The 14,848-nt window shown below is 41.7% G+C and carries 14 protein-coding genes and 2 tRNA genes; 7 read left to right on the forward strand and 9 right to left on the reverse strand.

The genetic code is table 11. From position 1 onward, the window contains the following. Nucleotides 1-219 precede the first annotated feature (219 nt). From ACFGVS_RS01980 to ACFGVS_RS01995, 4 genes are all read right to left on the reverse strand, one after another. Nucleotides 220-1,095, reverse strand: coding sequence for a hypothetical protein (locus tag ACFGVS_RS01980; protein WP_439697238.1), 876 nt, complete (start codon nucleotides 1,093-1,095; stop codon nucleotides 220-222). A gap of 73 nt (nucleotides 1,096-1,168) precedes the next feature. Further along, nucleotides 1,169-2,092 (reverse strand): sterol desaturase family protein, encoded by a 924-nt coding sequence (locus ACFGVS_RS01985; RefSeq protein ID WP_090650073.1) that lies wholly within the window; start codon nucleotides 2,090-2,092, stop codon nucleotides 1,169-1,171. After that, a complete protein-coding gene (aroB, locus tag ACFGVS_RS01990) occupies nucleotides 2,093-3,151 on the reverse strand; it encodes a 3-dehydroquinate synthase (RefSeq protein WP_439697239.1) in 1,059 nt (352 codons plus the stop codon). It lies immediately after the preceding gene. 3 nt (nucleotides 3,152-3,154) lie between these two features. Next, nucleotides 3,155-3,361, reverse strand: a complete 207-nt coding sequence (locus tag ACFGVS_RS01995) for an RNA-binding S4 domain-containing protein (protein WP_439699230.1) — start codon at nucleotides 3,359-3,361, stop codon at nucleotides 3,155-3,157. Between the two features lie 58 nt (nucleotides 3,362-3,419). On the opposite strand from ACFGVS_RS01995, the gene ACFGVS_RS02000 reads away from it, so the two are divergent. The 4 genes from ACFGVS_RS02000 (at nucleotide 3,420) to ACFGVS_RS02015 (ending at nucleotide 5,836) form a co-directional block, all read left to right on the forward strand. Beyond that, the gene (locus ACFGVS_RS02000) at nucleotides 3,420-4,625 is read left to right on the forward strand and encodes a proline dehydrogenase family protein (RefSeq protein WP_439697240.1); all 1,206 of its coding nucleotides are present in this window, start codon (nucleotides 3,420-3,422) and stop codon (nucleotides 4,623-4,625) included. Nucleotides 4,626-4,860: 235 nt separating this feature from the next. Further along, on the forward strand, nucleotides 4,861-5,268 hold the full coding sequence (locus ACFGVS_RS02005; protein WP_090650085.1) for a DUF4199 domain-containing protein: 408 nt from the start codon (nucleotides 4,861-4,863) through the stop codon (nucleotides 5,266-5,268). A gap of 189 nt (nucleotides 5,269-5,457) precedes the next feature. Beyond that, a tRNA-Pro gene (locus ACFGVS_RS02010) sits at nucleotides 5,458-5,531 on the forward strand. A 231-nt stretch (nucleotides 5,532-5,762) separates the two neighbouring features. After that, nucleotides 5,763-5,836: transfer RNA gene (locus ACFGVS_RS02015), tRNA-Pro, on the forward strand. A gap of 189 nt (nucleotides 5,837-6,025) precedes the next feature. On the opposite strand, the gene ACFGVS_RS02020 is transcribed toward ACFGVS_RS02015, so the two are convergent. The 4 genes from ACFGVS_RS02020 to ACFGVS_RS02035 all read right to left on the reverse strand — a co-directional run bounded on the left by ACFGVS_RS02020 (nucleotide 6,026) and on the right by ACFGVS_RS02035 (nucleotide 9,902). Beyond that, nucleotides 6,026-7,285, reverse strand: a complete 1,260-nt coding sequence (locus ACFGVS_RS02020) for a nucleoside permease (protein ID WP_090650088.1) — start codon at nucleotides 7,283-7,285, stop codon at nucleotides 6,026-6,028. A gap of 235 nt (nucleotides 7,286-7,520) precedes the next feature. After that, the gene (locus ACFGVS_RS02025; RefSeq protein WP_090650448.1) at nucleotides 7,521-8,126 is read right to left on the reverse strand and encodes a bifunctional nuclease family protein; all 606 of its coding nucleotides are present in this window, start codon (nucleotides 8,124-8,126) and stop codon (nucleotides 7,521-7,523) included. Nucleotides 8,127-8,150: 24 nt separating this feature from the next. Continuing rightward, on the reverse strand, nucleotides 8,151-9,128 hold the full coding sequence (locus tag ACFGVS_RS02030) for an electron transfer flavoprotein subunit alpha/FixB family protein (RefSeq protein ID WP_439697241.1): 978 nt from the start codon (nucleotides 9,126-9,128) through the stop codon (nucleotides 8,151-8,153). 36 nt (nucleotides 9,129-9,164) lie between these two features. Then, nucleotides 9,165-9,902, reverse strand: a complete 738-nt coding sequence (locus ACFGVS_RS02035) for an electron transfer flavoprotein subunit beta/FixA family protein (protein ID WP_439697242.1) — start codon at nucleotides 9,900-9,902, stop codon at nucleotides 9,165-9,167. A 45-nt stretch (nucleotides 9,903-9,947) separates the two neighbouring features. On the opposite strand from ACFGVS_RS02035, the gene ACFGVS_RS02040 reads away from it, so the two are divergent. Both ACFGVS_RS02040 and chrA read left to right on the forward strand, forming a co-directional pair. Further along, on the forward strand, nucleotides 9,948-10,289 hold the full coding sequence (locus tag ACFGVS_RS02040) for a tetratricopeptide repeat protein (protein WP_090650097.1): 342 nt from the start codon (nucleotides 9,948-9,950) through the stop codon (nucleotides 10,287-10,289). Nucleotides 10,290-10,494: 205 nt separating this feature from the next. Then, the gene (chrA, locus tag ACFGVS_RS02045; protein WP_439697243.1) at nucleotides 10,495-11,694 is read left to right on the forward strand and encodes a chromate efflux transporter; all 1,200 of its coding nucleotides are present in this window, start codon (nucleotides 10,495-10,497) and stop codon (nucleotides 11,692-11,694) included. 107 nt (nucleotides 11,695-11,801) lie between these two features. On the opposite strand, the gene dnaB is transcribed toward chrA, so the two are convergent. After that, a complete protein-coding gene (dnaB, locus tag ACFGVS_RS02050; protein ID WP_090650103.1) occupies nucleotides 11,802-13,364 on the reverse strand; it encodes a replicative DNA helicase in 1,563 nt (520 codons plus the stop codon). A 306-nt stretch (nucleotides 13,365-13,670) separates the two neighbouring features. On the opposite strand from dnaB, the gene rlmB reads away from it, so the two are divergent. Further along, nucleotides 13,671-14,438, forward strand: a complete 768-nt coding sequence (rlmB, locus tag ACFGVS_RS02055; protein WP_090650107.1) for a 23S rRNA (guanosine(2251)-2'-O)-methyltransferase RlmB — start codon at nucleotides 13,671-13,673, stop codon at nucleotides 14,436-14,438. The last annotated feature ends 410 nt before the right edge of the window (nucleotides 14,439-14,848 follow it).

Below are 14,848 nucleotides of genomic sequence, written 5' to 3' on the forward strand. Positions count from 1 at the left end.
TCCCGGCATTTTGTGCCGGGACTTTTTAAATTTTTATGTGTGTTTAGTACATATTAGTCCCGGCTCTTACTGGTAAAGTAAAAGTAGTAACCATAAAAATATGCACTGTTAAATTTCATTTGTTTTTTATTACGTTGTAAATGTACGGTAAAAAATGATTCTGTCAATAGAAAATTTTATTTTTTGATAAAAAAAGTAGGTGAACCAAATTTTATATTGTCAAAATTGATTCAACTTGTTTTTAAAGACTCCGCGATGGGTGTAAATAACAGGAATGCCTAATTTTTCATCAAACTTATTAAAAAATACATCTCCAGACAGCAGCGCTCCCGACAGAGTAATTGTCTCGCCGTTGTTAAATACTATTTCACATTTATCGAGTATGCCGCTACGGTTGCGGCTATTTTGGTTATATAAAATTACTCTTATATCAGTTTTATCGTAAACAATAATATGTTGTTCATCAACACCATACGAAAATTTATTGTTCCCCTTAGAGATCTGAATGTATTGATGACGCCCCTTTAAATTTGTGGCTACAAAATATGAAATTGCAGCTATTGATATTACCATCATTAGTATTGGAAAAACCTCGAGCCAACGCCCCTCCGTTATTTTTAAGAACAGCAAAGAGAAAACTGCAGTATATGCTAATAAGGATAGTGAAAGTGCCACTATTTTTCCGACTTTTACGTGATATTCAAACTTATTGGTGACAAAGTGAGGTTGGTTGCCAATATTAAAAAAGTACTTTTCAAAAACGCGGAGATCAAACATTTGATTGAAGAAATCGGCAACAAGCTTTTCTACAGCCTCGATATCAGCAGCGTGGTAATCATACAAATGATTATTCTTGTCAAGGTAATAAACACAAAATTTACCACCGAAATAAAGTCCCAGTTTTAAATAGTTAATACCATCGTCTTGTATAGTAACCGATGGGCCGGTTAATTGAATGTCAGTTAAGGGGCGCTCCAAATCCCAGGGAAAGTCTTTTATTAGTTGAATGGTTTCATCTAAATTTCTTGGCTGCTCGTCAGAAAATTCGCCCTTTTCGTAAGTGTTATGTTGTAGTTTGGATATAAATTGAGGCATAGGTTATATAGGGTAATGCTTGTTTGCTTATACTTCAAATATAGCATCGATACCTATACGGTTTGCAATAAAATTAAGCGGTTTGTTTTTGCTCGATGAGGGGCGAAATATGCTGAATTTCATACTCCTGCTGCATTACCCTTGCAGTTTGCGTACTGCCGTCATGACTCCAGCCCGGCGGGTTAAATAAATACCCCATTTTATTTTTAAAACCCGGCGCGTGTTTAACATCGTGTATCAACGCCTTCCATTCGTGAAATATAACATTTACCGGACCCATATCATCAGGTTGTTTGGTAATGCCGTATTTAACAGGCTCGGGCAAATCCTCGTCGCGGAAGGTGCCAAACATCCTGTCCCATAAAATTAATACCATGCCCATGTTTTTGTCCAGGTAGGGGATGTTTGATGCATGGTGCACACGATGATGTGCAGGCGTTACAAAAATCCACCCATACCATTTTGGCAGCGGAATTTTATATTGTGTATGTACCAGGTTGCCGTAAAACTGCGTAACCAGGTAGGCATATAAAATATCTAAAGCACTAAAGCCAAATAACGCCAGCGGCAAATAAAAAAATACCCTATACAACGGCTCAAACACCGTTGAACGGAAACCGGTAGTGAAGTTGAAATGTTCTGACGAATGGTGGGTTACGTGTATGGCCCAAAAAACGCGGCAATAATGGCCAATGTAATGCAGCAGCCAGTACAAAAAATCCTGTGCAACAATCAGTACAAACCAATACAGCCAAACATTATGGATTTGAAATAACCGATACCTGTAAGTAAAGCTCAGGATGATAAATGTGCTGCCTTTTACAATAAGGTTTGTTACAACAGCAAGCGAGGTAAGATAAATATTGGTAAAAGTATCGCGCGTTTCGTAGTAATGCCTGTCCTCCCAATAACTTAAACCCATTTCTACAAGGGTTAAAATAACTAAAAGGCAAAGTATTACAATGGCGCTTATTTCCGCTTTATCTAAGTGGTGCATTTACAAATTAATATAATACAATAAACTCTCACAAAGTTCGGCTTCTGTGCAGATATTATCAATATTACATTGACCAATGTTGGTCAGCAGGGTGCAATTTATATTACCGCTCTGGTTCTTTTTATCCTTTTTCATATACTCGAACAACGTATTGAAGCTTGATTCGTGGATGGTATAACGCGGATAAAGGTTATTAAGTGTATCAGTTATCTCTTGCAGTTCTTCGGCAGGCAGACCTGTTTTTTTATGCGCCAGGTAGGCCTCGCAAATCATGCCTATTGCAATGGCCTCGCCATGCGATAAATGATCTTCATCATTGATCAGTGAATAGGTTTCAACTGCATGGCCGATTGTGTGCCCAAAGTTTAAAGCCTTGCGGATCCCTTTTTCGTGCGGGTCTTCAATGGTGATCTTGTTTTTTATGGCTACAGACCGGTGTACCAGTTCGGCTGATGGCTTGCTCAGGTCGCTGGTTTTTAACTGGTTCCAGTAAGCGGCGTCCTGGATAAGCCCGTGTTTCAGCATTTCGGCCAGGCCCGATAGGATTTGTTTTGGAGGCAGGGTATCTAAAAAGCCCAATTCAATAAATACAGCTTTGGGTTGTGTAAAGGTACCTATGATGTTTTTAATACTATCGATATCGATCCCGGTTTTACCGCCTACTGACGCATCTACCTGCGACAATAGGGTAGTGGGTACGTGTACAAAATCAATCCCGCGTTTAAATGTAGACGCGGCAAAGCCACCCAGATCGCTGATAACGCCGCCACCAAGGTTAATAAGCAGGCTTTTACGATCGGCTCCAAAGTCTATTAGCATTTTCCAGATGCCAATGCAAAAGTCAATGTCCTTACTTTCTTCGCCTGCGTTTATCTCAATGATATCAAAGTTGTCCTGATCTTCTATTTTGCTTTTTACAAGGGGCAGGCAATGCTCGGCGGTATTTTCGTCGGTTAAAATAAAAAAACGCGAATAGTGGCCTTGTTTTACAAAATTGGCCAGTTCATCAATACTATTTTCAAAAAAAATGGGGTAATTATCGCTCTGAATGGTGTCCATAATTTAAATAACCATGATTTTATTTCCTCTGAATTCAACCAGGTCGCCTCGTTTTACTTTAAGGCGTTTGCGGTAATCAACCTGTCCGTTATAGCTTACTTCGCCTTCTGTTACAGCTATTTGAGCTTCGCCGCCGGTTGGTACCAGGCCAGCTGCTTTTAGTAGTTGTATCATCGGGATAAAATCGCCGTTTAACTTAAATTCAATCATGGTGGGCAAAAATAAACTATTCATGGAATAATGAGTTATCATTTTTATAATTTTGCGGATGCTTTCTAACGAAACTAATAATACTTCCAAACACGGTAAGCCCTCTTTTGAAAATACAGAAATAGCTTTTCGTCATTCATCTAATGCTGATCTTAGTCGGGCTTACTGGCTATTCAGAATCATAAATGTTAATTTTTTGGTAAAGATAGGACCGCCGGTGACCAACTTTGCTATTAAAATAGGACTGCCGATCAAAGGCCTTATCAAGGCGACTATATTTAAACACTTTTGCGGCGGCGAAACTATTGCCGAGTGTGATAATACCATCAAAAACTTATATAGTGGGGGGGTAGGTACCATTTTAGATTATTCGATAGAAGGCGAGGACGATGAAGCCGTTTTTGATAGTACCAGGGACGAGATCATCCGCACCATAGTACGGGCCTCAAAAGATAAAGCAATCCCATTGACCGTATTTAAAATTACCGGGGTTGGCCGTTTTGCTTTGTTAGAGAAACTGGACGCCCGCCTGCCACTTACACCCGATGAAGAAAGCGAATGGCAAAGGGTGCAAAGCCGGGTATTGGCTATTTGCGATAAAGCATATAAAAGTAACGTGCCCGTGATGATTGATGCCGAAGAAAGCTGGATACAGGAAACTATTGACCTGCTGGCTTTAACCATGATGACGCAGTTTAACACTAAACAGCCCATTGTTTATAACACTTACCAAATGTATCGCCATGATAAACTGGCATCGATATTAAACGACCACGAGATTGCCAAAGGCGAGGGTTTTATATTAGGAGCAAAAATTGTGCGCGGCGCTTACATGGAAAAAGAGCGTAAGCGTGCCCTTGAAATGGGTTACAACTCGCCAATTCAGCCCGATAAAAAATCAACAGACCTGGATTATGATTCGGCATTGGATTATTGTACCAGCCATATCAACGAAATAGCTTTTATAGCCGGTACGCACAACGAGGAAAGTTGCCGCCTGCTGGCCGAGCTTTTGGATAACAAGGGTATCGATCATAAACACCCGCACGTTTATTTTTCGCAGTTGCTGGGCATGAGCGATAACCTGAGCTTTAACCTGGCCGATGCGCAATATAACGTGGCCAAATACGTGCCCTATGGGCCAATAAAAGCAGTGCTGCCATACTTGTTCCGTCGCGCACAGGAAAATACCGCCATTGCGGGCCAAATGAGCCGAGAATTGAGTTTGATAGTGAAGGAACGGGCGCGAAGAAACGAGAACTGAGAGTCAAGAATCAAGGCAGAAAAAATATGGGCCGCTAAAATTTAGCGGCTTTTTTTATGGCGTTATTTTTGAAGAGCGCTGTTCGATAGCGTTTGGTTGTTGTTATGAGAGGGGACTGACCTGTGATTCACAAATATGATGGTGAATTACCGCTAATAAAAAGACGTGATTTGCAGGAAAACAATAAAAAAATTTGCATTTTTATATCAGGCATTATCATATGCCACCCTAAATTATGAAAAATGCATTTGTAACAGGTTTAATCCTGGGTATCCTTAGTGGTACCTGGTTGTTCATCATGCGGTCATTTGGGTATAACAGTACCGGGAACCACGTAAGCCCGGTTGAGTATTTATCATTACTAATACCCTTTTGCGGTGTTTATTTTGGGGTGAAACGTTACCGTGAGGATGATAAGCAAGGCGAGATTGGTTTTTTTGACGCCTTATTTCAAAGCTTTAGGATTTTGCTTATAGGTGGACTGTTTGCCTGCCTGGCAGGCATTGTTTACATTAACTATTTTGATATGGCGAGCAACCTTTTTGCTTTTTCGGGCAGGTTATTCGGCGGGCTGGTTATTGGTATTTTAATTTGTTTAGGGGTGTCTGCAGCATTAATGAATAAATCGAGCAAACTGAACTGACAGGAGCGTGGTCGTATTGATGACTTATAGGTCATAAACCATCATCGATAGCTGCGAATGATACAAATTAAAAGAATATTTAACGTCAAATATGCGCTAATGAAGAAGTTAACATTTTGCCTGAAATTTAATTGAAAAAAAGTTTTGCAACTTGATTAAAAATCCTACTTTTGCCAACCCAATCGGGAACGGGATGTAGCGTAGCCCGGTATCGCGCCACATTTGGGATGTGGAGGCCGCAGGTTCGAATCCTGCCATCCCGACAAAAGCGATACCAGTAAGTATCAAAAAGCCTTTAAATCTATGATTTAAGGGCTTTTTTGATTTACCACGATCGGTTTGGGCCTTGCCAGAAAGATTATTTCTTGATCTCATGTTTCCAGGGAATTTTTAATGATTTGTATTTTAGAGGGTTATATTTATATTGAACATTTTTAACAGGAAGGGTTGATTATTTGATTTTTAAATTTTACCTTCGCCAACCCAATCGGGAACGGGATGTAGCGTAGCCCGGTATCGCGCCACATTTGGGATGTGGAGGCCGCAGGTTCGAATCCTGCCATCCCGACAAATGCGATACCAATCAAGTCGAAAGCCCCTTAAATCACATGATTTAAGGGGCTTTTCTTTTATTTCAACACCAGCAGGCTTATCGGGTAGTTGATATTACCCGTCACCAAGCCCTCTTTAATCCTGAAATTACAAGCCGGCTAAGAAGATTATATCGGTTTACAAGCTTACAGCAACTGCGTATTTGTTAAGCGTGCTCAATAGCATGCTTCAAAGCCGCGTTGTGCCTGTACCGGAATACAAATGGGAAAATAACAGCTATCACTAAAGCATAACCGGCAAAGCTAAGCCAGATACCATGCCAGTCTTTACTTTGGTCGGCATGTGTGAAGAATTTATCAATCACGATGCCACTTATACGGCTGCCAAAAAAAGCGCCAAAACCGTTTACCATCATCATAAATAAGCCCTGCGCACTTCCGCGTATTTCTGGCGCTGCCTGGGTTTCGACAAATAGCGATCCCGATATATTAAAGAAATCAAATGCCATACCGTATACAATACATGATAAAACTATCATCCATAAGCCTCCGGCGGGATCGCCAAACGCAAATAAACCAAACCGTAAAACCCAGGCCAGCATGCTAAAAAGCATTACATACTTAATGCCGAATTTGCGCAGAAAGAAGGGGATAGCCAGAATAAACAATGTTTCGGAGATTTGCGATATCGACATAATAATAGCCGGATACTTAACAGCTATCGAATCTTTATAAACAGGTACTTTGGCGAAATCATGAATAAAGGTATCGCCATAAGCGTTGGTAAGCTGTAATGCAGCACCTAACAGCATGGAAAAGGTGAAAAAGATAACAAACTTGGGGTCTTTGAATAAAGCAAACGCATTTAACCCCAACGAGTTGGCAAATGATTTTTTTTCGGTTTTGGCAGATAGTGGCGGGCACTTGGGTAGGGTGAAAGAATATAAACCTAATACCAATGCTACCGCACCAGCTATGTAAAATTGATTCGCCGAAATTTCGCTATGCGTTAAACTTACTGTCCATAATGCTGCAATAAAACCTATAGTACCCCAAATCCTGATAGGTGGGAAATCTTTAACAACATCAATATTGTTACTTTTTAACGCAGAATAAGATACAGTGATGGATAGTGACAATGTGGGCATGTAAAACATCATATTCAGCAAAATCACCCAAAAAAAAGCTGAGGGGTTGGTAACAAGAGGCAAGCTGAATAAGGTTAGTGCCCCAAGGATATGCATTATGCCGTATAGCTTCTCTGCATTTATAAACCTGTCTGATATAATGCCGGTGATTGCAGGCATAAAGATTGATGAAATGCCCATTGTTGAAAAAATAGCACCGAATTGTGCCCCTGACCAGTGTTTGTTTTGAAACCAATACGCGCCGATAGTAAGCAACCAAGCTCCCCACACAAAAAATTGCATAAAATTCATCAGTATTAAGCGGAACTTAATATTCATACGGTACTGGGTTTAAATAATTTTAGTCAGTGTTAAATTAAAAACGGGAAAGTAGCGAAATAAACGCAAATCAAAAAGCTAAGGGAGGTAGAATTTAGCAAAATGATCCTAAATGTTATGCTTTGTTAACGAGTTTACAAAAATGGCTTTATTTGACAGGTGTGGATAATAGAATTTGAGAATTTCGGTACAGGTTTATTTACTAAATCCGAAATCGAAATTCTCAAACCCATAATCAGGACGCTTTTCGTTTATTCAGTTCGTCGCGGATTTTGGCGGCCTTTTCATATGATTCTTCGGCAAGGGCTTCCTGCAATTTTGTTTTTAGCTCGTCAACGCTTAACGAAGCAAAGCCACTGCCTACTGTTGATGTGTTAACCGTTTTTTCTTCCTGCGTTTCGTTGATATTTTCAAGGTAAACAAAGTCGTTGCCTTCAATTACTATTCCGGCTGTCGACAGGATAAATTCGTAAGTAAAAATAGGGCAATCAAATCTGACTGCTATGGCGATGGCATCTGATGTACGGGCATCAATTTCAACCGGGCGTTTACCATCGCTACAAATTAACTTGGAATAAAAAATACCATCAACCAGGTTGTATATGATAATCTCCTGCACCTCTATCTGGTACGCCTGCGCAAAACTTTTAAAAAGATCATGTGTAAGCGGGCGGCTCGGTGTCATCTTTTCTATTTCGATAGCTATAGCCTGTGCCTCAAAACTACCTATAATAATAGGCAGCCTGCGCCTGCCACTTACCTCGCCTAAAACTAAAGCATAAGCGCCGGATTGTGTTTGGCTGTATGACAAGCCTACAATATCCAGCTTAATTTTTTTCATGTTATTACCCATCGCACCTAATATTTACGCTGAAGCTTTATATTCTTTTACTGCCGCTATTAATTGTGGCACCACTTCAAAAGCATCGCCAACTATCCCGTAATCTGCCACTTTAAAAAACGGCGCTTCCGGGTCTTTATTGATAACCACTATTACCTTTGAAGAACTGATACCTGCCAGGTGCTGAATAGCACCTGAAATTCCTATCGCAATATACAAATTTGGACTGACAGCTATACCAGTTTGTCCAACATGTTCGCTATGTGGCCTCCAACCTGCGTCAGATACCGGTTTTGAACAAGCTGTAGCTGCGCCAAGCAAATTGGCCAGTTCCTCTATCATACCCCAGTTTTCGGGGCCTTTTAACCCACGTCCGGCAGATACAACTATTTCGGCATCAGGCAACGAAACTTTATCAGTAGCACGAACAATCTCTTTAATTATCGCCTTAAAATCCGATTCTTTGGTTGCTGCCGCAAAATCTTCCACTTGCGCGGTGCCGCCGGTTTCTACAACTTTATAAGAGTTTGGAATAAGGGCGATAATCTTATTTGCCGATGTTAACTCAACTATCGCGAAAGCCTTACCCGAAAAAGCTGTTTTTTTAACCCTGAATTTTCCATCATTTTGATCCGGAAGGGCCACAGCGCCATCGGCAACACCGGCTTCCAGTTTAACGCCTAAACGCGGCGCCAAACCACGGCCCGAAAAAGTGTTTGATAGTACTACAACATCGGCACCCTCTTTTTTTGCGGCTTCGGCTATGATAGAAGCGTAGGCTTGGTTTATGAAGTTTTTTAGCTTATCGCCCGATACATTAAGCACTTTTTTTGCACCGTACTTGCCAAGGGAGGCTAATCCAGCAGCATCTACGTCGCCAACAGAGATGGCTATCAGATCGGTATTATTTTGATCGGCAATGGCTTTGGCATAGCTTACTGCTTCAAAAATTGATTTTTTGAATGTGCCGCCGGCATTTTCCGCATATATTAAAACTGACATATATAATGAGTTTCGTAAAAAACGATTTGAATTAAATTAGATAACGCGTGCTTCGGTATGTAAAAGATTAACTAGTTTGGCCACGTCATCTGCGGCTACCAATGTAACCTGTCCGCGCGGGGCCGGTGTTTCATAACTGATGATTTCCGAAAATGTTTTTACCTCAACAGGTTCAACCACAACTAAAGATTTGGTACGTGCCGACATAATGCCGCGCATGTTGGGGATCCGGGGCTCGGCAACACCCTCGGCAGTTCCGGCAACAAAAGGGAACGGAATGGTTAAAATTTCTTTGCCGCCTTCTATTTCCCGCTCAACTGTCGCCTCATTATCTCCTGCATCCAGCTTTTTAATGATAGATACCGAGGGAATATCTAAAAGCTCGCCCAGCATCCCGGCAACTTTTGATCCGTTATAATCAATAGACTCGCGACCCGTCAGGATGAGGTCGAAAGCGTTAGTTTTTGCATATCGAGCAACCTGGTAAGCTACATACCACGCATCATGTGGCTTCGCGTTAATCCGTACCGCATCGGTGGCCCCAATAGCCAACGCTTTGCGAATTGTAGCCTCGGTGCTTACTTCGCCAACATTGATAACTGTTACTGTGCCTTTACCGCCGTCGGTTAATTCGATAGCCCGTGAAAGTGCTATCTCGTCGTAAGGATTTAATATAAATTGAACACCGTTGGTATTAAATTGGGTGTTGTTATCAGTAAAAGTTATTTTTGTGGTGGTATCGGGAACGTTACTTATACATACCAAAATCTTCATAACAATAGGTTTTGGCAAATTTAACTAAAAAACATAGAGTTTAAAATGGAGTTGAGCAGATTAGATAAGCTATTGGAATTTATTAAAAATGAACCTAACGACGAGTTTTTAAAATACGCGCTCGCTACCGAATATCTGCGTCTTAATCAGGTAGATAAGTCGCTTGAATATTATGAAGACCTGGTAAATAACCACCCCGGTTATACCGGCACCTATTACCACTTAGGTAAACTTTATGAGGCCCTGAACCGCAAAGATGATGCTATTGCCACCTACGAAAACGGCATGAAAATCACCAAAGCCAAGCGCGATAACCATGCATTTTCGGAATTGCAGGCTGTTTACCGGCAGGCAATGGGTATTGAGGAAGATGATGACGATTATTGATTTTGCCTATAGTTCATAGCAACTTCATTTTATTAAAAAAAACTATCATCAAATTAGCCCTGAATTAACAATCAACGATGTATAATATTTTGCTTGTAGTTGAAGGTTCATAGTTCATGGTAGCTTCATTGGATTTTAAATAACTATTGCCAAATTAGCCGTGAACTTACCATGAACAATGATCTATGAACCATGAACTAACACAATGACCAAACGCCATCTATTATTTCTTCGCGATGTTTTGATGTACACCTTTACGGCTTTTGGCGGGCCACAGGCCCATATAGCTGTTTTGCTGCGCGAATTTGTGCAAAAGCGCCGTTATATTACCGAGGAGGAATTAATGGAACTGAACGCCTTATCGCAGGTATTGCCCGGCCCTTCATCAACTCAAACACTGGTAGGTATAGCCTGGAAAGTTGGCGGCTTACAATTGGCGCTGATAACTTTTTTTATCTGGATTTTGCCCTCGGCCACCATAATGGGGATGGCTGCTATCAGCTATAAAATGTTTGCCAACCAGGCTAAGTTTAACCATGTGGTAAGTTATGTACAGCCTGTAGCAGTGGGTATTGTTGCTTACGCTACTTACAGTTTTGCACAAAAGTTTTTGAAAACAAGGGTAAGCACCATGCTGGCTATTGGGTCGTTAATTGCCACGCTGATATTACAAAGCGCCTATGCTTTTCCGTTGTTGATTTTGGTAGGTGGTATCCTGTCGTCGGCGATGGAGACGCAACCACAGGAAAACGAGCTGAGGGTAAAGCTCTACTCAAATGTAAACCCTAATAAGGTAGCTTACTTCATTGGTATCCTATTGTTTTTTGCGGCCCTTGGCGCCGTTATCAACCAAACGTCGCCCTTCAGTTTGCCCATCCGCCTGTTCGAAAATTTTTACCGTAACGGCATCCTCACATTTGGTGGAGGGCAGGTAATGGTACCCTTGCTTTATACCGAATTTGTTGAGGTGAAGCATTACCTGAGCAGTTCGGAGTTTCTTTCGGGTTATGCCTTGCAACAGGCGTTACCGGGGCCTACGTTTTCATTTACTTCCTTTTTGGGAGGGATAACTTTAGGTAACAAAGGATATGGCGTTGGCGGGCAAATAGTTGGTAGCCTGGTTGCGGTAATAGGCGTAAACACCCCCGGGCTAATTCTGATACTTTTCATCGTGCCTTTTTGGGAAGATCTTAAAAAAATAACACGTATCAAAAATTCGTTAAGCGGCATCAATGCAGTAGCTGTAGGCTTTATGGCAACAGCGTTTATCCTGTTGGTACGCCCTTTCGGCGGTAACTGGGTGGCTTATTTGTTAATGGCTTGTACGTTTGTGCTATTGAAATTTACCAAAATTAAAGCACCGTTGATTATAGTTTTTGGGGTGATTTTAGGATTGATAGTTTAAACCTTTGGCGTGGTGCAGCTGAAAGCTGCAATCATTGATAACCACGAGCTGAAAGCTCGCGGCAGCTATCAAAAACAAATCCGAAATCGAACATCCCAAATCCGAAATTAAAATGGCGGCTCATCATCAATATCATCCATCCTCGACGGGCGGATTATAAAATTACTTTGCTTTTCAAAATCCTGCGATGGTGCAAGGCCGCTAAATGCGTTACCGGCAATAGGGGGGAAACTGTCCATGCCTTCTTCAAGGTTGGCAAATTTTACATATTTACCTACAAATTTAAGCCTTACGGTGCCGGTTTCACCGTTACGGTGTTTAGCGATAATAACCTCGCCTACACCCTGGGTCGGGTTGCCGTCTTCGTCTTCGGTTAGGCCATAATATTCAGGGCGGTAAAGGAACAAAACCATATCCGCATCCTGCTCGATAGAGCCCGACTCACGTAAATCCGATAACATTGGTCGTTTAGCGTTACCCGGCCTGGTTTCTACAGCGCGGCTTAACTGCGATAGCGCGATAACCGGTACGTTTAATTCTTTGGCTACTGATTTAAGCGCGCGCGAGATACTACCAATTTCCTGCTCACGGTTACCACCGCCTTTGCCGTCTGATGATTTACCATGCATCAGCTGCAGGTAATCGATGATGATTAACTGGATGTCGTGCTGCGATTTCAGACGGCGGCATTTGGCCCTGAACTCAAATATATTTAACGCGGGGGTATCATCAATAATAAAAGTAGCTTTTTCCAGGCGGCCGATTTTTGAGTGGATCTGTTGCCATTCCCATTCTTCTAACGTTCCTTTACGGATCTTTTCCTGCTCAATTTCGGCCTCGCCTGCAATCAAACGATTTACCAACTGGACTGACGACATCTCGAGCGAGAACACTACAACCGGTTTGTCAAAATCAACCGCGGCGTTACGGGCACAGCTTAACACAAAGGCTGTTTTACCCATTGCGGGGCGGGCAGCTATAATTACCAGGTCGGATTTTTGCCAGCCCGAAGTCATACGGTCAAGCCCGGTAAACCCGGATGCCACGCCGGTTAAGCCATCTTTCTTATCTTTTAGCGATTCGATATCACGCAGGGCCTCCTGTACCAGGTCGTCCATTTTACGGGCGTCACGGCGTAAATTGCTTTGGGCTATCTCAAACAGGTTTTTCTCCGCTTTATCCAACAGGTCAAGCACGTCGCTGGTATCCTCATAGGCGCTGTTGATGGTTTCTGTAGAGATGCGGATCAGCTCGCGCTGAATATATTTTTGAATGATAATACGCGAGTGGAACTCGATATTGGCGGCAGACGCTACGCGGCTGGTTAGTTCGGTAATATAGTATGCCCCACCAATCATTTCCAGGTCGCCTTGTTTGCGTAACTGGGCGGTAACAGTAAGGATATCTATCGGTTGCGATTTTTCGAAAAGCTCCTTAATGGCAGCAAATATTTTCTGGTGATTGTCGCGGTAAAAAACTTCGGATTTTAGTACGTCGATAACAGATGACAGCGCATCCTTTTCCAGCATCAGCGCACCTAAAACCGCCTCCTCCAGGTCTGTAGCTTGCGGGGGTAACTTGCCCATTCCGGTATACGGAGTTGGGTTGGTAATTCGGCTGCGGCGTTCGTTTGTATTAGGCTTGTACTGATTCTCGTTCTCAAAACTCATAAGGCAACAAAAATATACAAAAAATAGTTTACCGATGCTACTATTCCATCCACATAGTGTATTGAGGTTTTAAAGCAATCATTCTCAATTTAATAATTTATAGTGTTGAATGCTTTTGATATTAACACACAATTGTTAGTAAGATGTTAGTTTGGATATTAAATAGCTCATTGATAGTTACTTAAAACGGTGTTAATAAAGTTTGAAAATGTTAGTTGTAATGGTGTGAACCAAAATGTCAATTGAGTTCAATAACCGCTTAATCAATTAATATAGCTATTTTTGCCAAAATATACCATATCAAAAATGACATTTAATTCAAGACCTCAGCGCGAAAGTAACCAGATGGTGTTTGGCATCAGGGCTATCATGGAAGCCATCACTTCGGGCAAAGAGATTGAGGCATTATATATACAACGGGGTGCGGCCGGCGGCTTATCGCACGAACTAAAAGCCCTGCTTACCGAATATAATATTACAGCACAGCAAGTGCCTATTGAAAAGCTCAACAGGCTCACGGCCAAAAACCACCAGGGCGCTGTTGCTTTTATTTCGCCAATTGTTTATCAAAAAATAGAGAACATTATTCCTGATGTTTTTGAAAAAGGCGAGGTGCCGCTGATATTGGTTTTGGATTCTATTACCGATGTACGCAACATGGGTGCTATAGCGCGTACTGCTGAATGCGCAGGTGTACATGCCATAGTTATCCCAGCGAAAGGATCGGCTCAGATTAACCCCGATGCTATAAAAACCTCGGCCGGTGCACTGTATAAGATACCGGTTTGTCGCCATGATAATTTTATGCAAACTGTTAGGTTTTTGCAGGAATCGGGCCTGCAGCTGGTTTGTTGTACCGAAAAAACCAAAGAAGATATTTACGTGCCAGATTATACCGCCCCGACAGCCATCATCATGGGATCGGAAGAAGATGGCATCCGCAACGAGATCATCCGCATAGCCGACCACCTGGCTAAAATCCCGATGTTTGGCGAGATTGAATCGTTAAATGTATCGGTATCAACCGGGGTTATTTTATATGAGGCGATAAGGCAGCGCGGGTTGATTAAGTGAGTAGTTGATTAGGTGAATGGTTGTTCGTGATTTTTAACCGATCAACCCGATCAGTCATGCCACAGGCTATAAAATATAGTTTGTGGCCAATTTGCCATGCTCCGGTAACAACCACAAACCGCCGGGCGAATAACTTATATTCCATATCGGGAAGCTTTGTTTTGCTAATTTGATGCACTGCCAGTTGACCTCAACATAAATATTTTTTTTGGAGAATATCGGCTAAAAACTATTTTCCGTCTCACAATAATGGCATAATCGTTTTTTTGCCCAGCCACTGTTTAAAGAATTTTAATTCGGTTTAGCAGGTATAAAAATGGATAATAATCTGTTATTTATCACTGAAATAAAACTAAATAGTTACCGGGTGAATTTGATAACCGTTTAAATAGTTTAAGCAGACAAATTGT

Origin of the sequence: Mucilaginibacter sediminis (genome assembly GCF_051903035.1) — a bacterium.
Taxonomy (GTDB): domain Bacteria; phylum Bacteroidota; class Bacteroidia; order Sphingobacteriales; family Sphingobacteriaceae; genus Mucilaginibacter.

Coding starts and splice junctions, on each gene's coding strand:
- ACFGVS_RS01980 (WP_439697238.1), bottom strand. CDS start 1,095: ATGCCTCAATTTATATCCAAACTACAACATAACACTTACGAAAAGGGC.
- ACFGVS_RS01985 (WP_090650073.1), bottom strand. CDS start 2,092: ATGCACCACTTAGATAAAGCGGAAATAAGCGCCATTGTAATACTTTGC.
- aroB (WP_439697239.1), bottom strand. CDS start 3,151: ATGGACACCATTCAGAGCGATAATTACCCCATTTTTTTTGAAAATAGT.
- ACFGVS_RS01995 (WP_439699230.1), bottom strand. CDS start 3,361: ATGATTGAATTTAAGTTAAACGGCGATTTTATCCCGATGATACAACTA.
- ACFGVS_RS02000 (WP_439697240.1), top strand. CDS start 3,420: ATGCTTTCTAACGAAACTAATAATACTTCCAAACACGGTAAGCCCTCT.
- ACFGVS_RS02005 (WP_090650085.1), top strand. CDS start 4,861: ATGAAAAATGCATTTGTAACAGGTTTAATCCTGGGTATCCTTAGTGGT.
- ACFGVS_RS02020 (WP_090650088.1), bottom strand. CDS start 7,285: ATGAATATTAAGTTCCGCTTAATACTGATGAATTTTATGCAATTTTTT.
- ACFGVS_RS02025 (WP_090650448.1), bottom strand. CDS start 8,126: ATGAAAAAAATTAAGCTGGATATTGTAGGCTTGTCATACAGCCAAACA.
- ACFGVS_RS02030 (WP_439697241.1), bottom strand. CDS start 9,128: ATGTCAGTTTTAATATATGCGGAAAATGCCGGCGGCACATTCAAAAAA.
- ACFGVS_RS02035 (WP_439697242.1), bottom strand. CDS start 9,902: ATGAAGATTTTGGTATGTATAAGTAACGTTCCCGATACCACCACAAAA.
- ACFGVS_RS02040 (WP_090650097.1), top strand. CDS start 9,948: ATGGAGTTGAGCAGATTAGATAAGCTATTGGAATTTATTAAAAATGAA.
- chrA (WP_439697243.1), top strand. CDS start 10,495: ATGACCAAACGCCATCTATTATTTCTTCGCGATGTTTTGATGTACACC.
- dnaB (WP_090650103.1), bottom strand. CDS start 13,364: ATGAGTTTTGAGAACGAGAATCAGTACAAGCCTAATACAAACGAACGC.
- rlmB (WP_090650107.1), top strand. CDS start 13,671: ATGACATTTAATTCAAGACCTCAGCGCGAAAGTAACCAGATGGTGTTT.